The 22,369-nt window shown below is 70.5% G+C and carries 19 protein-coding genes; 8 read left to right on the top strand and 11 right to left on the bottom strand.

From position 1 onward, the window contains the following. Positions 1-82 precede the first annotated feature (82 nt). Entirely contained in the window at positions 83-1,261 is a 1,179-nt protein-coding gene (locus BMH31_RS05835) for a P1 family peptidase (protein ID WP_199068425.1), read from the bottom strand. Beyond that, complete coding sequence (locus BMH31_RS05830) at positions 1,258-1,665, bottom strand: nuclear transport factor 2 family protein (RefSeq protein WP_099723808.1); 408 nt, start codon at positions 1,663-1,665, stop codon at positions 1,258-1,260. Before BMH31_RS05830 ends, BMH31_RS05835 begins: the two co-directional genes overlap by 4 nt. A 178-nt stretch (positions 1,666-1,843) precedes the next feature. Here BMH31_RS05830 and BMH31_RS05825 point away from each other — a divergent pair, with 178 nt between their 5' ends. Both BMH31_RS05825 and BMH31_RS05820 read left to right on the top strand, forming a co-directional pair. Then, positions 1,844-2,818, top strand: a complete 975-nt coding sequence (locus BMH31_RS05825) for a GNAT family N-acetyltransferase (protein WP_143470123.1) — start codon at positions 1,844-1,846, stop codon at positions 2,816-2,818. Between the two features lie 128 nt (positions 2,819-2,946). Beyond that, positions 2,947-3,414 (top strand): hypothetical protein, encoded by a 468-nt coding sequence (locus BMH31_RS05820; protein WP_099723809.1) that lies wholly within the window; start codon positions 2,947-2,949, stop codon positions 3,412-3,414. 254 nt (positions 3,415-3,668) lie between these two features. On the opposite strand, the gene BMH31_RS05815 is transcribed toward BMH31_RS05820, so the two are convergent. The 4 genes from BMH31_RS05815 to BMH31_RS05800 all read right to left on the bottom strand — a co-directional run bounded on the left by BMH31_RS05815 (position 3,669) and on the right by BMH31_RS05800 (position 7,239). Then, complete coding sequence (locus tag BMH31_RS05815) at positions 3,669-4,019, bottom strand: nuclear transport factor 2 family protein (RefSeq protein WP_099723659.1); 351 nt, start codon at positions 4,017-4,019, stop codon at positions 3,669-3,671. Positions 4,020-4,068: 49 nt separating this feature from the next. Then, positions 4,069-4,551, bottom strand: coding sequence for a hypothetical protein (locus BMH31_RS05810; protein ID WP_099723660.1), 483 nt, complete (start codon positions 4,549-4,551; stop codon positions 4,069-4,071). 155 nt (positions 4,552-4,706) lie between these two features. Continuing rightward, on the bottom strand, positions 4,707-5,618 hold the full coding sequence (locus tag BMH31_RS05805; RefSeq protein WP_158234952.1) for a helix-turn-helix domain-containing protein: 912 nt from the start codon (positions 5,616-5,618) through the stop codon (positions 4,707-4,709). A gap of 208 nt (positions 5,619-5,826) precedes the next feature. Beyond that, the gene (locus BMH31_RS05800) at positions 5,827-7,239 is read right to left on the bottom strand and encodes an aldehyde dehydrogenase family protein (protein ID WP_099723662.1); all 1,413 of its coding nucleotides are present in this window, start codon (positions 7,237-7,239) and stop codon (positions 5,827-5,829) included. 146 nt (positions 7,240-7,385) lie between these two features. On the opposite strand from BMH31_RS05800, the gene BMH31_RS05795 reads away from it, so the two are divergent. Beyond that, entirely contained in the window at positions 7,386-8,060 is a 675-nt protein-coding gene (locus BMH31_RS05795) for a hypothetical protein (protein ID WP_099723663.1), read from the top strand. Positions 8,061-8,092: 32 nt separating this feature from the next. Here the strand turns inward: BMH31_RS05795 and BMH31_RS05790 are convergent, their stop codons facing one another. After that, positions 8,093-8,710: a TetR/AcrR family transcriptional regulator gene (locus tag BMH31_RS05790; protein ID WP_099723664.1), complete on the bottom strand. Its 618-nt coding sequence runs from the start codon at positions 8,708-8,710 to the stop codon at positions 8,093-8,095. A 111-nt stretch (positions 8,711-8,821) separates the two neighbouring features. Here BMH31_RS05790 and BMH31_RS05785 point away from each other — a divergent pair, with 111 nt between their 5' ends. Genes BMH31_RS05785 through BMH31_RS05775 form a run of 3 tightly spaced genes read left to right on the top strand, consistent with a single transcriptional unit; the run spans position 8,822 to position 12,170 of the window. Further along, positions 8,822-9,820 (top strand): phosphotransferase, encoded by a 999-nt coding sequence (locus BMH31_RS05785; RefSeq protein WP_099723665.1) that lies wholly within the window; start codon positions 8,822-8,824, stop codon positions 9,818-9,820. Between the two features lie 50 nt (positions 9,821-9,870). Then, the gene (locus tag BMH31_RS05780; RefSeq protein WP_099723666.1) at positions 9,871-11,148 is read left to right on the top strand and encodes an aminotransferase class III-fold pyridoxal phosphate-dependent enzyme; all 1,278 of its coding nucleotides are present in this window, start codon (positions 9,871-9,873) and stop codon (positions 11,146-11,148) included. Between the two features lie 59 nt (positions 11,149-11,207). Next, positions 11,208-12,170, top strand: coding sequence for a helix-turn-helix domain-containing protein (locus BMH31_RS05775; protein WP_099723667.1), 963 nt, complete (start codon positions 11,208-11,210; stop codon positions 12,168-12,170). A gap of 9 nt (positions 12,171-12,179) precedes the next feature. Here the strand turns inward: BMH31_RS05775 and BMH31_RS05770 are convergent, their stop codons facing one another. Beyond that, complete coding sequence (locus tag BMH31_RS05770) at positions 12,180-13,220, bottom strand: putative sulfate exporter family transporter (RefSeq protein ID WP_099723810.1); 1,041 nt, start codon at positions 13,218-13,220, stop codon at positions 12,180-12,182. 84 nt (positions 13,221-13,304) lie between these two features. Here BMH31_RS05770 and BMH31_RS05765 point away from each other — a divergent pair, with 84 nt between their 5' ends. Then, positions 13,305-14,225, top strand: a complete 921-nt coding sequence (locus tag BMH31_RS05765; protein WP_099723668.1) for a LysR family transcriptional regulator — start codon at positions 13,305-13,307, stop codon at positions 14,223-14,225. Between the two features lie 137 nt (positions 14,226-14,362). Here BMH31_RS05765 and BMH31_RS05760 read toward each other — a convergent pair whose 3' ends face one another. The 3 genes from BMH31_RS05760 to BMH31_RS05750 form a co-directional block, all read right to left on the bottom strand. After that, positions 14,363-17,233, bottom strand: coding sequence for an Ig-like domain-containing protein (locus BMH31_RS05760; RefSeq protein ID WP_158234953.1), 2,871 nt, complete (start codon positions 17,231-17,233; stop codon positions 14,363-14,365). A 756-nt stretch (positions 17,234-17,989) separates the two neighbouring features. Then, the gene (locus BMH31_RS05755; protein ID WP_099723670.1) at positions 17,990-19,147 is read right to left on the bottom strand and encodes an ABC transporter permease; all 1,158 of its coding nucleotides are present in this window, start codon (positions 19,145-19,147) and stop codon (positions 17,990-17,992) included. Next, the gene (locus BMH31_RS05750; protein WP_099723671.1) at positions 19,144-20,097 is read right to left on the bottom strand and encodes an ABC transporter ATP-binding protein; all 954 of its coding nucleotides are present in this window, start codon (positions 20,095-20,097) and stop codon (positions 19,144-19,146) included. Before BMH31_RS05750 ends, BMH31_RS05755 begins: the two co-directional genes overlap by 4 nt. An 86-nt stretch (positions 20,098-20,183) precedes the next feature. On the opposite strand from BMH31_RS05750, the gene BMH31_RS05745 reads away from it, so the two are divergent. Continuing rightward, positions 20,184-22,280, top strand: a complete 2,097-nt coding sequence (locus BMH31_RS05745) for a DEAD/DEAH box helicase (RefSeq protein ID WP_099723672.1) — start codon at positions 20,184-20,186, stop codon at positions 22,278-22,280. The last annotated feature ends 89 nt before the right edge of the window (positions 22,281-22,369 follow it).

The raw sequence follows: 22,369 nt of genomic DNA, 5'->3' as shown, positions 1-22,369 counted from the left end.
CCACCGTCCGTCCGAGACGCCCCGAAGCTTCGGGGCGTCTCGGACGGACGGTGGTGTTTCGCGAGCTGCGTTCCCCGCTCGATCAGCCGGCGAGCTCTCCGAGCCCGAACAGCCCCCGAAGCTGGTCGTGCGGCAGCCCGTAGCGCACGGTCCCGCCCTTGCCGACCATCGTGTCGGACGCGAGCATCGCGTTGACGATCGCCTCCTCGGTGGCCTCGATGGTCGCGTAGAAGAGCGGGTCGATGCGATCGTTCGCCACCGCCGAGACGGAGTACTCGACCGGTGCGCCGGGGTCGAAGCCCGCCGGGATCCCGGTGTTGCCGGTCGAGAAGCAGAACGCGAGGTCACCGCTGCCGTTCTCGCCCGCGCCGCCCACGCGCGCGATGCCGAGCGCCGAGCGCTGCGCGAGGCGGGCGCACTGGTGGGGCAGCAGCGGCGCATCGGTCGCGACGATCACGATGATCGATCCGCTGCCCTCGGGCAGCGCGCTGCCGGCGGTCGAGCTGCCGTCGGCGTCGCCCGGCAGCTCGATCGACGGACCGACCAGCTTCCCGTCGACGGTCAGGCGCTCGCGGCGGCCGTGGTTCGCCTGCACGAGCACGCCGACCGTGTAGCCGCCGTCGGCCTCTGCGACCACGCGCGACGCCGTGCCGATCCCGCCCTTGAAACCGTGGGCGATCATTCCGGTGCCGCCGCCCACGCTGCCCTCGGGCACGTGGCCGTCGTGCGCGGACTCGATCGCTTCGCGCACGTGCTCGGGGCGCACGTGGAAGCCGTTCAGATCGTTGAGCGCTCCGTCCCACGTCTCGCCGACGACGGGCAGCGACCAGTAGTCCTCGCCCGCGGGGCGGGTGGTGCCCTCGTGCGCGACGAGGGCGTCCCGCACGACGCCGACGCTGTGCGTGTTCGTGAGCCCGATGTAGCTCGTCAGGGTGCCCGATTCGCGGACCCACTCGAGCCCGGTCATCTCGCCGTTGCCGTTGAGCCGGTGCGGTGCGGCGTAGAGCGGCTGCTTCCAGGGGGCGTCGTTCGGAATGATGACGGTGACGCCCGTGCGCACGGGGCCCTGGCCGGGCAGGTGCTCGCCGTCGCCCGAGATGAGGGTGGTGTGGCCGACCCGGACGCCCGCGACGTCGGTGATCGCGTTGCGCGGGCCGCTCGGCAGCGCCCCCATGGTGAGCCCCAGGTCGCGGGCCTTGCGCCCCGAGGGCGTTCCGGCGAAGCCTGCGGAAGCGGGGGCCGAGCCCGTCGCGGCGCTCACGCGGCGTCCTCCGCGGCACCGCGGGCGGCGCGCTCGACGAGCACGGTATCGGTGATCTGCTCGAAGCCGACGATGCGCTCGCCGTCGAGGCGCCAGACGTGCACTGCGCGCGCGTCGAGCGGGCGGCCCGTGCGGCGGTGCGTGCCGACGTAGCGCCCGACGGCGATGACGGTGCCGGCATCGCCGACGAGTTCGTCGACGCGCATGCCGAAGCCGTCCCACTCGGCGTTCAGCACGGCGAGCACGCGATCTCGGATCTCGTCGGGCCCGGTGTAGGTGCCTGCGAGGGGAAAGCCCGCGGCTTCGGTCCAGCGGATGTCGGGCGCGAAGTCGGCGAGCATGCCGGTGAGGTCGCCACGGGCGCCGGCGGCGTAGTGCGCGGCGACGATGTCTCGATGGGTCACTGACGCATCCTTTCGAACGGAGGTGTGCTCCGAGTCTCGGGCAGCCGGGGACGGGACTCAAGGGCCTCGGCGATCCCTACCGAGGCGCGCAACTGTTCTACCGGCAGAGTCAATCGGCGGGCACGGATCCGGCGCTAGCCTCGACTTCGACACGGGATCGAGCGGGAAGGACACGCGCATGACGAGCATCAGCAGGATCGGGGCGGCGGAGGCGGCGCAGGCGATCGAGGCGATGAACCGGCGCGACCGCGCGCTCGATCCGCAGCTGCCCGAGCGCGGTTCCGGGACGGCGGGCGAGCTGCTCGCGGCGGAGCACGACGGAGCGATCCGCGCGCTCGGGCGATCGACGGTCGAGATCCTGTCGCTCGACGACGCGGGCGCGATCTGGGGCGCGGCACGCAGGTCGCAGCTGGAGCTGCGCTGGGACGGCGATGCGGAGGCCGTCGATCGGCTGCTGGCCGCCTGGATCGCCGAGGCGGGGCCGGCGCTCGCGGGCGTCGAGCCCTGGGATTCGTCGCTGTCGCTGCGTGCGCCGAGCCGCGACTCGGAGCTGGCGCGGCCGCTGCTGTCGCACGGCTTCGCGGTGGTGGGGGTCGAGGGGATCCGCATCGGAGCGCGCGGAGCCGATGCGGACGCCGCGCTCGGGCGCCTGCGCGCGGCCGGGGTATCGGTGCGACCGGCGGAGCCCGCGGATCTCGACCTGCTGGCCGAGCTCGACACCGAACTGCTGACGCACGACGCGCAGCACGGGGGCGTGACCCCGAGGCCCGGCGCGACCGCGATCCTGCGCGACGGGATCGCGGAGCGCCTGGCCGCCGACCCGGAGTGGACGTGGATCCTGGAGCAGGACGGCGCGGCCGCGGGCTACCTGAGCATCGAGACCGGCAAGGAGCGGCACCGGGAGCGGCTGGCACCGGGCGGCAGCATCGCGTTCATCCAGGCGATGTACCTGCGGCCCAGCGTGCGCGGCGGCGGGCTGGGCGAGGCCGTGGTGGAGTTCGGGCACGGGCGTCTCGAGGCGGCCGGGTTCGATCGGATCCTGCTCGACTACGCGGCCCTCAACCCGCGGTCGGGCCCGTTCTGGTGCCGCATGGGGTACCGGCCGCTGTGGAACACCTGGCAGCGTCGTCCGGCAGCGCTCGCCGGCGCCTGATCCTCTCCACTTTGTGCAGGAGTCTTGACCCGGCGGGCAGAGGGGCGCGCGGAGCGTTGCCCGCGGCGCCGGCGGTTCCGTAGCGTCGAAGCAGGGCATCGGCGTGGATGCCCGTGAAGGGAGACACCATGGCGAATCAGTACGAGCACCTCTTCGTGCGCGACATGCCGATCATCGTCGGCGAGATGGACAACGAGGGCGAGGCGGCGGGCCTCGAACAGCCGAAGAACCTGGGCGACGGCTTCTGGCTGATGCACAGCAAGCTGGTGCCCGAGAGCCAGATCAACATGACCCACATCTGGGTGCACGAGGTGTCCGAGCCGGTGCACTGGGTGAACCCGCACACGCACGACTACGACGAGATCCTGATCTGGACGGGGTCGAACCCCGACGATCCGCGGGATCTGGGTGCCGAGATCACGATGGAGATCGACGGCGAGAAGCACACGATCACCACCTCGGGATCCGTCTACATCCCGGCCGGAACCGTGCACTGCCCGCTCGATTTCGTGCGGGTCGACCGCCCGTTCCGCTTCAGCGCGCTGTCGCTCGCACCGAAGTACACGAGCAACAAGGACGCCGCGCAGGCCGCGTAGCGCGCGCATTTTCACAGGGGCCCGGGATCGTCGATACCGGGCCCCTTCGCGTCCCCGGTCGGCGACCGGCCGACCGCACGGGCGCGGAGATCTGCGGATCTTCGGACGGTCCTGCCACTGGCGCTCCGAAATGGGGCGGATCTCCGAAACTCTGCACCCGCACCGGGCGTCTCATGCCACCCGACGGGACCGCCAGCGCACGAAGAGGGGCCGCACTCCGGATCGGAGTGCGGCCCCTGCCGGTCGGTTCGGGATCAGCGCGTCGTGAACACCTTGCTCGCGATACGCCAGACACCGTCCACCCGCACCAGGCCGAACTGGTTGCGGAAGTCCGAGCCGAGGTACGCCCGCTCGTCGAGCACCGCCGTCGCGATATCGCCGGTCACCTCGATGCCGTGGATCTCGGCGCGGTACGCGGGATCCGCCGGGGGAGCGGTCGCGACGACCTGCTCCGCGAAGTCCACCGCCGTCATCACGGTGAAGTCCTCACCGAGGTAGCCCCACATGCGGCCGTCCTCGGTGAACGCCTGCTTCACCAGCTCCGCGTCGTTCGCGCTCACGCCCGCGACGTAGCGCTCGACGGCTGCCCTGACCTGATCTTCCATAGCAATCCCCTCGGGGTTCGGAGCGGCGCACGGCCGCTCGGTGTGCGGCCTAGGCCTGGTCGATCTGCTCGAGCAGACCGGCGTTCTCGTCGGAGTCGTACAGCGGGCTCAGCGAGAGCGCGCTGAAGGTGAACGGGCGTGTGACCTTGGTGAAGCCGAGCGGGCAGTGGCGCGTGCCCGCCGGGATGTAGACGGACCCCGAAGTGGTGACGGTGTGGCGCTCGCCCTCGATATCGAAGTACAGCTCCGCGCCGAGCTCCTTCGGATGTTCGGGATCGGTGCCCGTCCAGATGAGGATCTCGTCGTAGTCGTGCTCGTGCTCGTTGACCCAGTGCTGCGGCTCGTCCGTCTCGAAGATCCAGCAGTGGCTCATGTGGATCTTGCTCTGCGGCACCTCGTTCGACCGCATCAGCCCGAGCGCCTCGCCCACGTTCGTGGGGGTGGGCAGGCCCGCGGCGTCGCCCTCGTTCTTGAAATCGGCCGCGATGTTCGGCATGTTCGTGACGAACAGGTCGTCGTGGATGTTCGACATGGTTCCTCCGGAATGGGTCTCGTATGCCGGCGCGTCGGCGGACCTGTCCCGGGTGCTCCGACGCCCCGTGCGTTCCACGCTACGGGGCAGCGATCCCGTATGCGATGGACCCGAAACGGTCAGTCTGGGACTTTTCCCGGCGGAGCCGCACCCGGTCAGCGCTGGGCTCGCACCTCGCGGGGCGTCGAGCCGAAGTGCGCGCGGAACACCCGGCTGAAGTGGGCCGCGTCGATGAATCCCCAGCGGGCGGCGATGGTCGATACGGGTCGGTCGGTCAGCGCCGGATTCGTCAGGTCGCGGCGGCAGCGCTCGAGCCGCTGGGAGCGGATGTACGCCGAAACCGTGGTGCCCTGGCCGCGGAACAGTCCGTGCAGGTGCCGCGTCGAGATGTGGTGCGCGAGCGCGATCTGGCCCGGATTCAGTTCGGGGGAGCCCAGGTGTTCGTCGATGTACTCGCGGATCTTGCGGAGCAGTACGTGGTGCGGATCCTGCTCGAGGCGTTCGGCGCCGAGCGCCATCGTGAGCAGCGTCTCGAGCAGGCCGACCGAGGTGCGGGCGATGCTGATGTTCGCCTCGCGGAACGAGGTCTGCAGCGCCTGGGGCACATGCAGCAGGAACTGCGAGGCGAGCGCCCCGGTGCGCGATCCGTCGGGCAGGCGGGTAGCGGTGAGCTCGCCGACGAGTTCCTGCGGCAGGTTCAGCATGTCCTTCGGGACGCAGATCACGAAGTTCTTCGACTCGTCGTCGAAGCTCAGCGAGAACGGCCTGGCCGTGTCGTAGATGGTGATATCGCCCTCGCGGAGCACGAGCTCGCGCCCGTCCTGCACCAGGATCCCGGAGCCTCCGAGCATGATGCCGACCATGTAGCGGTCGCCGCCCTGCGAGATGAGCTTCGGCGTGCGCTCCACCTCGTGCGCGGTCGCGACGAGTTCGGTGAACGCGAGCCGATCGACCTCGGAGGTGCGCATGCGGCCGCGGAAGGAGCCGCGCTTGCGGCTGCGGATCGCGAGCGGCACGAACGCGGAGGAGGAGGCTTCGCTGAACGAGCTGAAATCGAGCAGCGGCATGCTCTGGGAGGCGTCCAGGGAAGTCGGAACAGGAGGAGTCATCGTCATCGGTTTCTCTTCGTGCGGGGGCGCCAGATGCTGTGGAGGCGGCGCCCTGCCCCCAATCGTAGGTGCAATGCCGCGGGCTCCGGCGCCCGCCGTATTGCGTTCGGGTAACACGAGGGGCTCCGGCCGATGGCGGTGCATCGGGCGGAGCCCCTCGTGAGGTTCAGCCGCTGACGACCTGCGGCTCGGCGACGGCCTTGAGGCCCTCGACGCCGAACTCGCGGCCGTAGCCGGACTGCTTCGCCCCGCCGAACGGGATCTGCGGGTGCAGGCCGCCGTGCGAGTTGATCCACACGGTACCGGCCTGCAGCCGGGCCGCGATCCGCTTCGCCTCATCGCGGTCGTTCGACCACACCGAGGCACCGAGGCCGACCTCGAGCTCGTTCGCGAGGCGCACGGCCTCGTCGAGCTCGGAGTAGCGGATGATGGGCAGCGCCGGGCCGAACTGCTCCTCCAGCACGAGGTCGTTGTGCGGGTCGATGTCGGCGACCAGGGTGGTCGGATAGAAGTACCCGACGGCGTCCCGGTCGGGCTCGCCGCCCAGCACGACGCGGGCGCCCGAGGCCTTCGCGGCCTCGACCAGGCGATCGACGACGTCGAACTGGGCGCGATTCTGCAGCGGTCCGAGCACGTTCTGCTCGTCGACGCCGACGCCCATGGGCACCGCGGCGGCGACCTTCGCCAGCTCCTCGACGACGGCGTCGTAGACCGAGTCGTGGACGTAGAGGCGCTTGAGCGCCGCGCAGGTTTGGCCGGTGTTGATGAACGCGCCCCAGAACAGGTCCTCGGCGATGGCCTTCGGATCGACGTCGGGGAGCACGATGCCCGCGTCGTTGCCGCCCAGCTCGAGGGTGAGGCGGGTCACGTTGCCGGCGGAGGCCTCGATGATGCGCTTGCCCACCGGGGTCGAGCCGGTGAACATGATCTTGCCGATCTTCGGGCTGCGGGTCAGCGCGTCGCCGACCGTGCTGCCGGGGCCGGGCACGATGTTGAGCACGCCGGCCGGCAGCACCTGGTTCATGACGGCCACGAGCGCGAGCACCGAGAGGGTCGTCGTCTCGGCGGGCTTGATGACCACGGTGTTGCCCATGCGCAGCGACGGCGCGATCTGCCAGATCGAGATCATCATGGGCCAGTTCCACGGCGAGATCGCGCCGACGACACCGATCGGGCGGTAGTGCAGCTCGGCGTAGTTCTCGCCGTCGTCGACGATCACCTCGACGGGGAGCGGGGTGTCTGCGGCGGAGCGGGTCCAGACGGCGCAGGCGCCGACCTCGAAGCGGGCGTTCGGACCGTTGAGCGGCTTGCCCTGCTCGCGCGAGAGCAGCTCGGCGAGCGGCTCGGCCGCGGCCTCGATGGCGTCGGCCGCGCGGTTCAGATAGGCGCTCCGCTCGGCGTCGCTGAGCGCCGCCCACGCGGGCTGCGCGGCCTCCGCCGTGTCGATGGCCGCTTCGAGCGCGGCGACGTCCTGCACGGGCGCATCGCCGATGCGCTCGCCGGTCGCCGGGTCGAGCACCTCGCGGGTCTCGCCGCCCTGAGCCGTGACCGCTGCGAGCAGGCTGCTGTAGGTCTCCATTGATCCTCCGCTTCGGGATGATTGTCCAGTCCCGTTCAGCGTACGTGCCGGACGAGCCGGTCCTGTTGTCCGAGACCGCGACGAGATTGTCTGTACGGGAACGGCTGCCGGTTCCCGAAGACCCGGCGCTGCTACCCTCGGGCCTCATGAGCGGAGCAGCGGCGGTCGGTCCCGAAGCGGTCAGCTACGACGGGCTGCCGGCGGCCTCGGGCGGTGCGCACGGGATGCGCATCCTGCGCGTCGATCGGGCGATGGCGTCGGTCGACGGCTTCGTCGGGGCCTGCCTCGAACCCGCGGAGGCCCCGAGATGGACCTTGCAGGTCCTCGGACGCCCGACCGCCTCGGGCGAAGCGTACGAGCGGGCGCTGCGCGAGGCGCTCGGCGGGCCCGCACGGAGCCAGCCTGCGCAGCGCGTCTGGCGGGTGCCCGCCGAGCGCGTCGCCGACGCGGCGGTGCTGCTCGACCCGAAGTCGCCGGCCGGTCTGCGGGTTTCGCTCGTGCAGACCCTGCACGGTCGGCTCACGAGCCCTGCGACGGGTCGCCCGGAGCCCGATCTGGACCCGGCCCGGTTCGGCGAGGATCCGATCGACGGATACGGTCGGCGGCTCGGCGTCTCGGGAGTGCGCGCGTCGTTCGGCGCCACGGGGTCGAAGCTCTCGCTCTGGCTCACCCTGCCGGCCGACGAGCGGTTGGTGCCCGCGGCGAGGCACCTGCAGGAGCACCTGCCGTTCCGGCTCTCGGCGAAGCAGTGGCGCCGATGGGTGCCGCTGCGGTCGGGCGCGGGGTACCGCTCGACCCGGATCTCCGACCCGCTGGCCTGAGCCGGGTTCGGCCGTGTTCCGCGGCGGTCGGCTCAGGGCGCGGCGAGGCCGTCCAGCAGGCGCGAGTAGGCCGCGAACACCCGCTCGGGATCGGCGACGCCCGCGGCGACGCCGATCGCGGCTTCGCGCATCGACCCGACGAGCAGCACGGCGACCGCACCCGCGTCGACGGCCGGGTCGACCTCGCCCGCGGACTGCGCCTGCTCGAGGGCCTCGCGGATCATCGCGGCGCTCGCCGCGGACCCGATGCCGCGCTCGGCTCCGTCCGTGATGAGCGCCGGGCCCGAGACGTTGTAGAAGCGACCGAGTCGGGGATCGCCTGCGAGGTCGAACATCGCCCGGGCGTGCGCTGCGAGGCGCCCGCGCCAGTCGGCGGCCTGCGAGACCGCCTCCTGCGTGCGGGCGACGAGGTCGGTGCCGAGGCGCGCGTAGGCGGCGCGCAGCAGTTCGTCGCGGCCGCCCGAGAAGTGGGCGTAGATCGTGCCGCGTGAGATCCCGGACTCCTGCGATACCCGATCGATCGTGAGCGCGTCGACGCCATCGTCGGCGATGACCGCGAGCACGGCGTCGACGAGTTCGACGCGGGTTCGCTGCTGTCGTCGCTCGCGCAGGGTGAGGGGCGCGGAGCGCGTCGGGGCCTCGGTCGTCATTCCCGCAGTCTACGGCCGGAACGCCCTATTGTGAACTCGTCATCTAGTTTCTATACTCATCGTATAATTTTCACGTCCGGCGCCGTCGCCGGGCTCGGAGGAGGGAATCACATGGTCGTCGTCGACCCCGCAGCAGCGGCCGAACTCGCCCGCGAGGCGCTCCCGAGCTACGGCTTCGCCCCCGACGCCGAGCTGCGTCTGCTCAAGCACCGCGAGAACGTCGTCTTCGCGACGACGCAGGGCGACCGCGACTACGTCGTGCGCGTGCACCGCAGCGGCTACCGCAGCGATGCCGAGCTCAACTGCGAGCTCGACTTCGTCGACGCGCTCCGCAGCGAGGGCGTCGCGGTGCCGACCTTCCTCAAGACGGCCGACGGGCGGGCATTCTGCATCGTCGGCGCCGAGCACCCGGCCGGCGTGCACCAGGTCGATGTGCAGGATCTGCTCGTGAACACCGGCAACTTCGGCGACGAGCGCACGGCCGTCGACGGCACCGCCGACCTGCCCGCCGCCGACTTCTTCGCGCTCGGGCGCCTCGCGGCAGAGCTGCACGCCGCCACCGAGCGCTCGGGCTACCAGCCGTCGGTGCCCCGTGGCGACTGGGACCTCGACGGGCTCGTCGGGGCCGAGCCGGCCTGGGGCGATCCGCTGCGCATGGCCGAGCTCGTCGGCGAGGACCGCGCAGCCGTCGAGACCGCGATCGCCCGGATCCGCGCCGATCTCGAGCGCTACGGCCGTCCGGAGGATCGGTTCGGCCCGATCCACGCCGATCTCACTCCCGAGAACGTGCTGCGCACGCCCGGGGGGCTCGTGCTCATCGACTTCGACGACTTCGCGGCGGGCTGGCACCTGTTCGACCTCGCCACCGCGATCTACTTCTTCACCCCGCACCCGCGGGGCGCCGAGTACCGCGAGGCGCTGTTCGCCGGATACGAGTCGGTGCGTCCGCTCCGACCCGCCGACCACGAGGTGTTCCCGGCGATCCTGTTGGCGCGCGGCCTCACCTACCTGGGCTGGGCCGCGGACCGCCGCGGCGAGTCCACCGCCGAGTGGCATGCGACCACCGTGCTCCCGCACGTGGTCCGCCTGTCCCGCGACCTCGTCGCCTGACCGCCGACCGCCCGACTCCGCCCAGCATCCCCGACCCTGGAGACCAGCGCATGACCAGCAACGCCGACCTCATTGCCCGCCGCAACCGCACGATCGGCCCGTACTCGCCCCTGTTCTACGCCGAGCCGCTGCAGTTCGTCTCGGCGAAGGGCGTGTGGTTCACCGAGGCGAACGGCGATCGCTACCTCGACGGCTACAACAACGTGCCGCACGTGGGCCACGCCAACGACCGGGTCGTGCGGGCGCTCGCCGAGCAGGCCGCGACGCTCAACGTGCACACCCGCTACCTCAACGAGCGCGTCGTCGACTACTCGGAGCGCCTGCTCTCGACGTTCCGGCCCGGGCTCGATCGAGTGTTCTACGGCAACTCCGGTTCGGAGGCCAACGAGCTCGCCCTGCGGATCGCCCGGCAGCTGACCGGGAACACCGGCGTCATCGTATCGGACTACAGCTATCACGGCACCACGATCACGCTCGCCCAGATGACCACTGGCCTCACGACCCGCGAGCCGCTCGGCGCGCACGTGCGCACGCTGCGGATCCCCGATCTCGACTCCGACCCGCGCCCCGAGGCCCAGGTGCTCGCCGAGACCCTCGCGTCGCTCGACGCCTCGATCGCGTCGCTGCAGGAGGCCGGTTTCGGTGTGTCCGCCTCGCTGTTCGACCCGCTGTTCTCGACCGAGGGCATGCCGCGCGTTCCCGCGGGGCTCGTCGCCGGCATCGTCGACCGGGTGCGCGCGGCCGGCGGCATGGTGATCGCCGACGAGGTGCAGAGCGGCTTCGGTCGCACGGGCTCGCACATGTGGGGCCACGACTACGCGGGCATGGATCCCGATCTCGTGACGATGGGCAAACCCATGGGCAACGGGCATCCGATGTCGGCCGTGGTGACGAGCGAGGACGTGCTCGACCGCTTCGGCTCGCGCAACGAATTCTTCAACACCTTCGCGGGCAACCCGGTCTCGGCAGCCGTCGGCGAGGCCGTGCTGCTCGAGATGGAGGCCGAGGGGTTGATGGGTCGTGCGCAGGATCTCGGTGCCCGGGCGCTCACCCGCTTCGGTGAGCTCGCCGAACGGCACGGCGATTTCGTGCGCGCCGCGAAGGGAACCGGTCTGTTCCTCGGCCTCGACTTCGCGGTCGACGGCATCCCGGCCCCGCACCTGGCGAAGCAGGTCGTCGAGGCGATGAAGGCGCGCAAGGTGCTCATCTCGCGCATCGGCCGGAACGAGAGCGTGCTCAAGGTGCGTCCGCCGCTCGCGTTCGGCGCGGCGGAACTGCCGATCCTGCTCGACGCCCTCGAAGCGTCGCTCGCCGAGGTCCGGGTCTGACCCGATCCCGGCCATTCCGAGAAATCCGAAGTGTTATCCTCGCCGGAGAGGTGATTCGCATGCAGCTCACAACGGTGTCGGCTCAGACCGGCTCGACTCCCCACGTCGACCGGGCCGACGACCTCCCCGCATTCCGTTCCATGATCTCGACGTCCTTCGTGCCGCTCGAGGTCAGCGCCGAACGCTCCGAGGGCTTCTCGGCGCGCATCAGCTCGGCCGATGCCGACGGGGTCGCGTTCACCGAGGTCGCGGCCGCGCCGCACCTCGTCGAGCGGACCCAGGCGACGATCGACAACGGGGGCAGCGGCCACTACAAGATGAGCCTGTTGCTCTCGGGATCGAGCATCCTGATCCAGGACGGCAAGGAACTCGTCATGCACCCGGGCGACCTGTCGATCTACGACACCTCGCGGCCCTATTCGCTGATGTTCACCGAGACGTTCCGCAATCTCATCGTCATGTTCCCCAAGAACCGGCTCGAGCTTCCCGGATCCTTCGCGCAGCAGCTCACCGCCGAGTCCCTCGGGGCGCAGCACCCCGCGCTCTCATCGGTCCTCGCCGCGTTCCTCACGCAGTTCCCGGCGCAGCTCACCGAGCTCGGCCCGCGCGTGCAGGCGAAGCTCGCGCACACGAGCCTCGACCTCATCAGCACGCTGCTGTCGACGATCCTCGACGCGGATCCCGTGCAGCGCGATCCGCACCAGGTGCTGATGCAGAAGATCACCGACTACATCGACGCGAACCTCGGGTCCTCCGAGCTGTCACCCGGCAGCATCGCGGCGGCGCACTACATCTCGACCCGGCATCTGCACACGCTGTTCCGGCCGATGGGCGTCACCGTGTCGACCTGGATCCGCGAGCGCCGGCTCGAGCGCTGCCGCATGGACCTGCTCGATCCGCTGCTCGCCGAGCGGCCGGTGTCCGCGCTCGCGTCGCGCTGGGGCTTCGTCGACGCCGCGCACTTCAGCCGCGTGTTCAAGGCCGCCTACGGCGTCTCGCCGACGGAGGCCCGGCGGGCCTGATCCCGTCGCTCAGCCCATGGCGCCGGTCAGCGCCATGGTGGTCAGCGTGGTCGCGGTCACGAGCAGCGAGAGGATCGCCCCGAGCCCGAGCGGCTTGAGGCCCGCACGCCGGATCGCGCCCAGATCGGTCGAGAGGCCGATCCCGGCGAGGGCGGTCGCGACGAGGAACACGCTCGTGCTCGTCAGCGCCTGCGTCGCGGCGGGCGGGATCAGGCCGACCGACACCGCCAGGGTGACGATCAGGAAGCCGACGAGGAACCAGGGCACCAGCCCCACGATGCGGCGGAGTCCGAGGCGCTCGCCGTCGCCCGAGCGTCGCGCCTCCATGCCGGCGAGCCCGACGCTGATCGGGATGATCATGAGGGTGCGCACGAGCTTCACGACGACCGCGAAGCCGAGCGCCTCGGCGCTGAACACGCTCGCGGCGGCCACGACCGAGCTCGTGTCGTTGACCGCGGTGCCCGCGAGCAGGCCGAAGGTGTGCGGATCGAGGTCCAGCAGGTGGCCGATCATCGGGAACACCGCCACGGCGACGATGTTGAACAGGAACACGGTCGAGATGGCGTAGGAGATCTCGGCGCTCCTCGCCTTGATCACGGGGGAGACGGCGGCGATCGCCGAGGCCCCGCAGATGCCGGTGCCGACGCCGATGAGCGTGCGGATCCGGCGCTCGATCCCCATCGCGCGTCCGATCAGCCAGGCGGCGAGCAGGCAGACGACGAGCGAGGAGATCATGACGGGGAAGGATTCCGCCCCGACCCGGAGCACCGCGCCGATGGACAGTTGCGCACCGAGCAGCACGACCGCGCACTGCAGCAGGAACTTGCCGGAGTAGCCGATCCCGGGCGCGAGCCGGGCGCCCGGTCGGCGGACGGCCGAGACGATCACGCCGATGATGATCGCCGGCAGCGCGGAACCGAGCACCGGCACGAAGGAGCCGATGACGGTCGCGACGACGGCGATCGCTGCGCAGATCAGCGCGCCGGGCAGGACGTCGCGTCCGCGGAGGACGAGTCTCGAGGGGAGCGTGCGCACGGGGGTCAGTTGCATGCTCTCCAGCATGGCGTTGCGGTGCGGCTCCCGGGAACGATGCGCGCGTTGTCGAGGCACAAGCGAGACTTGTAGCATGGCGCTATGAACATTCCCGAGCTCGCCGAACTCGAGCTGCTCGACGCCGTCGCACGCACGGGCAGCCTCTCGGCCGCGGCACGCGAGCTCGGAGTCAGCCAGCAGGCCGTGTCCTCCCGGCTGCGCGGCACGGAACGCCGGCTCGGGCTCTCGCTCGTCGCCCGATCCGCTGCCGGCGCCGTGCCGACCGAGGCCGGGAGCGCGGTGCTCGCCGGCGCCCGCGAAGTGCTCGGCGCCGCGCGCCGCCTGGCCGAGACCGTCGATGGGCTGCGCGGGACCGCCGGAAGCGCGCTCGCCGTCGCCGCGAGCCAGACCATCGCGGCGCATCTGCTCCCCGGGTGGGTGCTGGAGATGCGCCGGGCCCAGGCCGATCGCGGTCGGGCACCCGCCGAGACCGAGCTCCGCACCGGCAACAGCGCCGAGGTGATCCGACTGGTGCGCGAGGGGCGCGCCGACCTCGGCTTCATCGAATCGCCGCTCGCCCCGAGCGGGCTCGCCGTTCGAGCGGTGCGCACCGACCGCATGGTGGTCGTCGTCGCGTCCGACCATCCGTGGGCGCAGCGCCGGGGCGGGGTCGGGCTCGCGGAACTCGCCGACACGGCGCTCGTCGCGCGCGAGGTCGGAAGCGGCACGCGCGAGGCGTTCGAGACCGAAGTCCGGCGGCGACTCGAGCGCGAACCCGCGGCGCCCGCGGTCGTGCTCTCGACCGAGGCGGCGGTGCGCTCCGCCGTGGCGGGCGGGCTCGGACCAGCCGTGCTCAGTGATCTGACGGTCGCCGACGACCTGCGGCTCGGTCGGGTGCGCGCGGTCGAGATGCTCGGCGAGCCGATCACCCGGCCCCTGGCCGCGGTCTGGCGGGGAAGCGAGCGCGACCTGTTCGGCGCGGCGCGCGACCTCGTCGCCGCGGCGGCCACGGTGGCATCGTAGTCGCAGGCCGTGGGCGGGCGCCGAGACCGGGAAGGATGGAGAGACGCCCGGCGCCCGGTCTCTGATGCCCGGGTAGGGGAGGAGGCGCACCCGCGCACGGGCACACCTCCTCCTGTATCTCGGGCAGGACTACCGGATCAGCAGCTGGGTTGGCTGTTCAGCACCCGATCGGTGATCACGCCCGTGCCGCCGAGCACATACCCGCGCTGCGGCTTGATCGTGTTCGTGATCGCGTCCTTCACCGGCTTGGGTACGCAGTTCTTCTGCGTCAGCATGATCGGAGCAGCCTGCGCGCCCGCGACCGCGGATCCCGCGAGGGCGTCGGGGAAGTCGACACCGGTGGCGAGGTACACGAGCCCGCCCTTGGTGTGCCATTCCTTCGCGATCGCGGCCGACGTCTCGTATCGGGTGCCGCCCGCGAACCGCTCCACGGTCTTCCCACCGCCACGCATCGAGGACTCCACGCCGGTGGACACGACTCCGGTGCCGCCGGCGATGTAGAGGTTCTTCGTGCCGTATTTGGCGAGCGCAGCCCTCGACGTGCTGTTCAGGGCCGACAGCTTCCCGTCGACGAGGATCACCGGCACCCCGGTCGCGCCCGCGGCGGACCCCGCGGAGAGGGCGTCGGGGTAGTCACGGCCGGTCGCGACGAACGCACGCTCCGAGCCGCTCTTCCAGCCCGTCTCGGCGATCTTCAGAGAGGTGGCGTACCGGTCGGATCCGGCCATGCGGACGATCTTCACACCCATCCGCTTGATCTCGGCCTCGACCGACGCGGAGATTGCTCCGGTGCCGCCGGCGATGTACACCGTCTTCGCTTCCAGGCGCGTGATCTCAGCCTTGGTCTCGCCCACGAGGGCGGTGGGCGGGGTGAGGAGCACGGGGGCGCTCATCTTCGCCGCGAACGGGGCTGCCGAGAGGGCGTCGGGGGCGAGGTCGGAGCGGGCGATGATCACACTCGAAGCGCCGCGCGGGTAGGAGTCCTTCGACGTCACGACTGCGGTCTGATACCGGTTCGCGCCTCCCAGACGCTTCCACTTCGGCTGATCCGACCCGTTCGCGCCGGCGTTGCTCGAGGAGTTCGCGGACGCGGACGCGATCGCGGCGGCCTTCGACGCGGCATTCGCGTTCATGGTGGCACGCTGCGACGCGGATGCGTTCGCACTCGAGGAGTTGTCGGCCTGCGCTGCTGCACGTGCCGCGGCCTCTGCCGCGCTGTTGGAGGCGGAGGTCAGGTTCGCGGTCGTGTTGCTGGACGCGGTCGGGGTGGCGGCGGCCTTCGCGGCGGCTTCCGCGGAGATGTCCGCTGCGGCAGACGCTTCCGAGGTGGCGTCAGAGTATGCGGCGGCCTTCGCTGCGGCCTGGGCGGAGGCGTTGGAGTTGTCGTCGGCCTTCGCGGTCGCCGCAGCGGACGCAGCAGCGTTCGCGTTCGCCCGATCGTTCGAGTTCGCCGACGCGCCCGGATCGGCCTGAGCCGAACCGTTCTGCTCGTCGTCGAAGTGCGCGGGAACGGTGAAGTCGATCTCGACCTTGCCGCCATGCTCATCCGTCACCGTGAGCGAGGTCTCACCCTCGGGCATCACGGGCAGCTCGATCGACCAGTCACCGTTCTCGTCCGCGACGGTCTCGCCCAGCTTCCCGTCGGGGCCCGTCACGGTGACCTTCGCGCCCGGCTCGGTCGTGCCCGACACGACCGGGGTCTCCGACTCGACCGTCGAACCCGGGGCGGGGCCCGTCACGACGAGGGCATCCTTCGCGGTCACCTGGATCGCGCCCGTCGCCTGGGAGGCCTTCCCACCCGGGGCGGTCTGATGCGCGGTCACCACGTTCGAACCCTTACCCAGGTCCACGCTCGGGGTGATCGACCACGTGCCGTCAGTACCGACGGAGCCGATCCCGATGGTCTTCCCGAGCACATCCTTCAGCTCGACGTTCGAGCCCGGATGCCCGGTCCCCGTCACGGCAGGGCGCTTCGACTCGCTCGACTCCGGTCCGGTCAGGACGATCGGGGCGATCGCGTTCACCGCGAACGACACATCATCGCTCTGACCGCTATCGTCCGTAGCGGCGATCTCGTGCGTCCCATTCGGCAGCTTCGGCAGCTCCACCGACCACTTGCCGTCCTCGCCCGCGGTCGTCTCGGCGAGAACCTCGCCGTCCTTGCCCGTGACAGTGACCTTCGCGCCCGGCTCGGCCGTGCCCGTCACCTTCGGGGTATCAGTATCGACCGTCGCACCCTCCTTGGGCCCCGTGAGCACGAGATCCGCGATCGCAGGCGCAACATCCACGTCGAACGCGTGATCGACTTCCTGGCCGTGCTCGTCTGTCACGGTGATCTCGACTCGGCCGTTGGGCTGCGCGGGCAGCGTCACCGACCACTCGCCCGTGCCGTTCGCCGTCGTGGACCCGATCACTTTGCCGTCGGTGTCGGTGATCGTGATGTCGGCCTTCGGCTCGGAAACACCCGTTACGACGGGCTTGTCGGTATCCACCGTGGTTCCGGCCTTCGGGCCGGTCACGGTGAGCTCGTCGATGACTTTGACCGTGATCGTCGCAGCCGCCTCGGAGGTGTCGCCGCCGCCCTTGGAGATCTGCACCGCCGTCAGCGCATTCGGGCCCTTCGCAAGATCCACGCTCGGGATCAGCGACCAGGTGCCGTCCTCGGCGACCGTAGCCGAACCGACGGACTTCCCGTCCTTGTCCGTGATCTCGATCGTGGCACCGGGTTGGCCGGTTCCCGTGAGGGTGGGACGTTTCGAATCGACCGTCGCGGCAGGGAATACGACCGGAGCGAACCTGATCGTGAACGAGTGCGTCGCGGACGACGGCTGGCCCGAAACGTTCTGCTCCGCCACGATGGTGTGCGGTCCTTCGGCCAGGTATTTCTCGGGGGTGAGCGACCATTCACCGTTCGCGCCGACCGTGGTCGTGCCGAGGACCGTGTCTCCTTCTCTGACCGTGATGGTCGCGTTCGGCTGACCGGTGCCGGTGATCCGGGGCCTCAGCACCGGCACCACATCGGTCGGACGAGAGATGGCAACCGGGACGAAAGCTCGCAGCTCTGATAGAACGACTCGATCCTGGTATGCAGGGCCACCTACTTCGGCTACCGTCGCCAGTACGACGTAGCCGCCCTTGGTCTCCAGATTTCGGCTTGGCTCGTTTACCGACTGCAAGTGCCCATTGAAATCGATGGTAAACAGCTGAGTGCGATCTTTTGCGTCGCAAGTCAGCAGCTTAGGGGTGGATAGATAGCCAACGTCTTGGAAGCTGGCCACGGAGCCGTCGGACCCGACGCATTTGTCTCCGACTCGGATCGGCCCCGTGGATCCTATTGCCGGAAAGGAAGCGAGGACCGCCTTCTTTAGGGCGCTCTCTTTTGCGCCAAACTCGAATTCCAACCCGTAGTCGTTCTTATCGAAGATGGCAAAGTACTTACCATCGGAGTTCGGGTTGTTCATAACCCAGGGCCCCACCAGCCGCCCGTCGTCCTCGACCGCACGCGCCGGCGTCGTCGCCGCATCAACCGCAGTCACACCGCTCGCTACGAGCGCGCCTGCTACGCCGAACGCGGCAAGCCTGCCGAACTTTACTCTCACACTCACGCTTCTCCTCTTGTCGGGGTAACGCCGGGAAGGTCGCAGCCTCCCAGCTTTGTGAACCCTAACAGGTAAAATGTCAGTCGCGTGCGAGGGTGAAGTGAGTCTCGCGTAGCCCGCCGCCGTTCCTGATCGCCGAGAACATCGCGCCAGCCCGCCGCGGGCCTAGGCGACGCGGGCGCCGCGCGGCAGCTTGGCCGCCGGGGTACGCAGGCGACGGTGCCCGGCCCACAGCAGGCCGGCCGCGAGCACCAGCTGCACCGTCGCGCCGATCCACCACACCGGTGCGCCGGCCTCGGACGATGCCGATGCCGACGGCTCGCTCCGGGGCGCCGGGCAGTCGCTCCAGTCCTGCGGCTTGGCGCGGTCGTCCTGCATGCCGCGGACGAGCGTCGAGATCCCCGAGAACAGGTCGTCTGAAGCGTGGGCGCTGCCGGCGCGCGGCGCGACCATGTCGGCGACGACGACGTAGGGGTTCGGGGTGAGCACCCACCAGATGCCCGAGGTCGGCGAGACGGGGACGGTGGTCGCCTCGGTCACGCACTCGACCGGCACCGCGTCAGTGCACTCGGCGATGGCGGCCTCGTCGTCCGTGCCGGCCGAGCACGCGTCGACGGCGTTCCAGTAGCTCGGCGAGAACGTCTGGTAGCTGATGTCGACGTAGCGCGTGCTGACCCCGACCGACAGGGCGAACGCGATCAGGGTGCCGATCGACAGCAGCGCGACCAGCAGATAGGCGGTGACGATCGCGAAGACCTGCGAGGAGATCATCGCCGAGAGCGCGACGCCGAACACCGTGAACACCCCGATCTGCAGGGCCAGCGCGAGCACCGCCACGAGGAGCTGCAGGGGATCGGTGCGCGAGAGCAGCAGGCTGATCACTACGAACGGGGCGGCGACCACCAGGAACGCGAAACCGGTGATCCATGCCGCGAGGGCCTTGCCGAGCAGGAGGGGCCAGGTGCCGATGAGCGTGACCTGGGTGGTCGCGAGGGTGCCGCCCGAGCGCTCGGCGCTGATCGAACCGGCGGAGATCGCCGGCGCCACCAGCGTTCCGAACAGCAGCACGAAGTAGACGATGACCGAGAACAGCGGGTACGAGTCGAAGCCCTGCCCGTACGCGCCGCTCATGGCCGAGAGCCAGAGCCACATCGCGCCCGTGACGACGCCGATCAGGCAGAACCACACGATCGCGAGGACGAGCAGCGTGCGCGAGCGCAGGCGCTGCCTGAGCTCGAGCGCGGCGATGTGCCACATGCCTCGCCAGAAGCCCGGCGGGCGGATCTCGAACGCGGGCGGGATCGCGGGCACGGTCGCGGTCATCGGGCGGCCTCCGGGTCGGCGGCGATCTCGGTACCCGGGTGCGAGAGCCGCACGAAGGCCTGCTCGAGCGTGCTCGACGCGGGAGCGAACTCGACCACCGGGACGCCGGCCGAGACGAGCGCCGAGAGCGCGGCCGTGGCGGCCCGCTCGTCCGCGACGTCGATCAGGTGCACGGTTCCGCTGAGCGACGCCCGGCTCGTAGCCGGGATCCCCAGTCGGGCGAGCTCGGTCTCGAGCGCGCGCCCGTCCAGCGAACGCACGCGCCACCGGCTGCCGCGCTGCAACGCCGCGTCGACGGCCTCCGGGGCGGTCGTCAGCCCCTTGCGGAGGAACACCACCCCGGTCGAGATCTCGTCGAGCTCGTCGAGCACGTGGCTGGTGACGAGGATCGCGACCCCCTCGGCGGCGAGTTCCGTGAGCATGCGGCGCTGCGTCAGCCGGGCCTCCGGGTCGAGTCCGGACGCGGGCTCGTCGAGCAGGAGCACGCGCGGTCGGTGCACGAGCGCCCGCGCCAGGCTGAGCCGCTGCTTCTGGCCCCGGGACAGGGTGTTGCTGCGCTGCCCCGCGAGCTCGGCGAGCTCGGTCTGAGCGAGCAGCTCGTCGGTACGGACGGCCGCTGCCGAGCCGCGGAGCCCGTACATGCCGCACACGGCCAGCAGCGTCTCACGCGCCGTCAGCGTCGGCCAGACGCCGAGTGCGTCCGGCATCCAGCCGAGCGCGGTCCGGGCCGACAGCGGGTCCTCGATCGCGTCGCGGCCGGCGATCCGCACGGTGCCGCGGTCGGGGCGCAGCAGCGTCGCGAGCATCAGCATGAGGGTGGTCTTGCCGCTGCCGTTCGGGCCGACCAGCGCGGTGATCTCGCCGGGTGAGACGGAGAGCGTGGCATTGTGCACGACCGGGATCTCGCCGAAGCTGCGCGAGAGCCCGACGGCTTCGATCGCGGGTTCCATGCGCCGGAGTCTAGCTGAGCGAACCGGTGGAAAACCGGCGTGCGGATCGACGTTCCCCGCGCGTCACCAGGATCGCGTAGAATAGCATGATGCGCGAAAACGAGAGCCCCGTCACGAGCGAGGCCGAGAACGAACAACCCGCCACCCCCGCAGCAGAACCGGAACAGCGGGTGACGTTCGCCGACCTCGGTCTTGCCGATGACGTACTCCGTGCGATCACCGACGTCGGGTACGAAACCCCCTCGGCCATCCAGGCCGCCACCATCCCCGTGCTGCTCGAGGGTCGCGACGTCGTCGGTCTGGCTCAGACCGGCACCGGCAAAACCGCGGCGTTCGCGCTGCCCGTCCTGTCCCGTATCGAGCCGGGCCAGGGTGTTCCCCAGGCCCTCGTGCTCGCTCCCACCCGCGAGCTCGCCCTGCAGGTCTGCGAGGCGTTCGAGAGCTACGCCGCCCACCTGCCCGAGGTGCACCTGCTGCCCGTCTACGGCGGCCAGTCCTACACCCAGCAGCTCTCGGCGCTGCGTCGCGGCGTCGACATCGTCGTGGGCACCCCCGGCCGCATCATGGACCACATGAAGCGCGGTTCGCTCGATCTCTCCCAGATCAAGTACCTCGTGCTCGACGAGGCCGACGAGATGCTCAAGATGGGCTTCGCTGAGGACGTCGAGACGATCCTCGCCGACACCCCCGACGAGAAGCAGGTCGCACTGTTCTCGGCGACCATGCCCGCCCAGATCCGCCGCATCTCGCAGCAGTACCTGAGCGATCCCGAAGAGATCAAGATCGCGGGCAAGACCCAGACGAGCTCGAACATCACGCAGCGCTACGTGGTCTGCTCGTACCAGCAGAAGCTCGACGCCCTGACCCGCATCCTCGAGGTCGAAGAGTTCGACGGCCTCATCGTCTTCACCCGCACCCGCGGCGACTCCGAGCAGGTCGCCGAGAAGCTGCGCGCCCGCGGCTATTCGGCCGCCGCCATCAACGGCGACATCCAGCAGGCGCAGCGCGAGCGCACCGTGCAGGCGCTGAAAGACGGCAAGCTCGACGTGCTCGTCGCGACCGACGTCGCCGCCCGCGGCCTCGACGTCGAGCGGATCAGCCACGTCATCAATTACGACCTGCCGATCGATACCGAGTCCTACGTGCACCGCATCGGCCGCACCGGCCGTGCCGGCCGCTCGGGCGACGCGATCAGCTTCGTCACCCCGCGCGAGCGCCGCCTGCTCAAGGCGATCGAGAAGACCACGAAGCAGCCGCTCACGCAGATGCAGCTGCCGCAGGTCGACGAGGTCAACGCGACCCGTCTCTCGCGCTTCGACGACGCGATCACCTCCGCGCTCGGCGAGACCAAGCGCATCGACGCGTTCCGCGACATCATCGCCCACTACGTGCGTCACCACGACGTGCCCGAGACTGACGTCGCCGCCGCCCTCGCGGTCGTGGCGCAGGGCGACACGCCCCTGCTGCTCACCGAGGCCGACGACCGTCAGTTCGAGCGCGACCGCCGCACCGCGAAGACGTTCCTCGAGGATCGCCCGGAGCGCGAGCGTCCCGGCCGCGACCGCGAGGACCGCGGCCCGCGCCAGACGCGCGACGACCTGCAGCAGTACCGCATCGAGGTGGGCCGCCGCCAGCGCGTGCAGCCCGGCCAGATCGTGGGCGCGCTCGCGAACGAGGGCAACCTGACCCGCGACGACTTCGGCCGCATCAAGGTGTTCGACGACTTCTCGCTGGTCGAGCTGCCGAAGGATCTCTCCCGGGAGACCCTGGACGCGCTGAGCCAGACCCGCATCGGCGGAACTCCGATCAACATCGCGGTCGACAACGGCCCGCAGCGCGGCGGTGATCGCGGTGGTCGCTCGTACGGTGATCGGGATCGCGGCGGCGATCGCGGCGGTCGTTCGTACGGTGATCGGGATCGCGGCGGTGATCGCGGTGGCCGCTCGTACGGTGATCGGGATCGCGGCGGCGACCGTGGCGGTCGCTCGTACGGTGACCGGGACCGTGGCGGCGACCGTGGCGGTCGCTCGTACGGTGACCGGGATCGCGGCGGCGACCGTGGTGGCCGCTCGTACGGTGATCGCGACCGCGGCGGTGACCGCGGTGGACGCTCGTGGGATCGCGGCGACCGTCGCGACTCGGGCGACAACCGCTCCGACGGCAAGCGCAAGCCCCGCTGGTAGCGGGCTGCCTCCGAGCGAGGCATGCTGAAGCACGAAGCGCCGCGTCTCTGTGGGGACGCGGCGCTTCGCCGTTCTTCGGGTGACGCGCG

Origin of the sequence: Leucobacter sp. OLIS6 (assembly GCF_002752355.1) — a bacterium.
GTDB lineage: Bacteria > Actinomycetota > Actinomycetes > Actinomycetales > Microbacteriaceae > Leucobacter.
Note: the sequence above shows the minus strand (reverse complement) of the source record. Positions and strands in the feature narration are given on the sequence as shown.

Excerpts from the sequence above, each read along its gene's own strand:
- BMH31_RS05825 (WP_143470123.1), top strand. The coding sequence starts at position 1,844 with ATGACGAGCATCAGCAGGATCGGGGCGGCGGAGGCGGCGCAGGCGATC.
- BMH31_RS05820 (WP_099723809.1), top strand. The coding sequence starts at position 2,947 with ATGGCGAATCAGTACGAGCACCTCTTCGTGCGCGACATGCCGATCATC.
- BMH31_RS05815 (WP_099723659.1), bottom strand. The coding sequence starts at position 4,019 with ATGGAAGATCAGGTCAGGGCAGCCGTCGAGCGCTACGTCGCGGGCGTG.
- BMH31_RS05810 (WP_099723660.1), bottom strand. The coding sequence starts at position 4,551 with ATGTCGAACATCCACGACGACCTGTTCGTCACGAACATGCCGAACATC.
- BMH31_RS05805 (WP_158234952.1), bottom strand. The coding sequence starts at position 5,618 with ATGCCGCTGCTCGATTTCAGCTCGTTCAGCGAAGCCTCCTCCTCCGCG.
- BMH31_RS05800 (WP_099723662.1), bottom strand. The coding sequence starts at position 7,239 with ATGGAGACCTACAGCAGCCTGCTCGCAGCGGTCACGGCTCAGGGCGGC.
- BMH31_RS05795 (WP_099723663.1), top strand. The coding sequence starts at position 7,386 with ATGAGCGGAGCAGCGGCGGTCGGTCCCGAAGCGGTCAGCTACGACGGG.
- BMH31_RS05790 (WP_099723664.1), bottom strand. The coding sequence starts at position 8,710 with ATGACGACCGAGGCCCCGACGCGCTCCGCGCCCCTCACCCTGCGCGAG.
- BMH31_RS05785 (WP_099723665.1), top strand. The coding sequence starts at position 8,822 with ATGGTCGTCGTCGACCCCGCAGCAGCGGCCGAACTCGCCCGCGAGGCG.
- BMH31_RS05780 (WP_099723666.1), top strand. The coding sequence starts at position 9,871 with ATGACCAGCAACGCCGACCTCATTGCCCGCCGCAACCGCACGATCGGC.
- BMH31_RS05775 (WP_099723667.1), top strand. The coding sequence starts at position 11,208 with ATGCAGCTCACAACGGTGTCGGCTCAGACCGGCTCGACTCCCCACGTC.
- BMH31_RS05770 (WP_099723810.1), bottom strand. The coding sequence starts at position 13,220 with ATGCAACTGACCCCCGTGCGCACGCTCCCCTCGAGACTCGTCCTCCGC.
- BMH31_RS05765 (WP_099723668.1), top strand. The coding sequence starts at position 13,305 with ATGAACATTCCCGAGCTCGCCGAACTCGAGCTGCTCGACGCCGTCGCA.
- BMH31_RS05755 (WP_099723670.1), bottom strand. The coding sequence starts at position 19,147 with ATGACCGCGACCGTGCCCGCGATCCCGCCCGCGTTCGAGATCCGCCCG.
- BMH31_RS05750 (WP_099723671.1), bottom strand. The coding sequence starts at position 20,097 with ATGGAACCCGCGATCGAAGCCGTCGGGCTCTCGCGCAGCTTCGGCGAG.
- BMH31_RS05745 (WP_099723672.1), top strand. The coding sequence starts at position 20,184 with ATGATGCGCGAAAACGAGAGCCCCGTCACGAGCGAGGCCGAGAACGAA.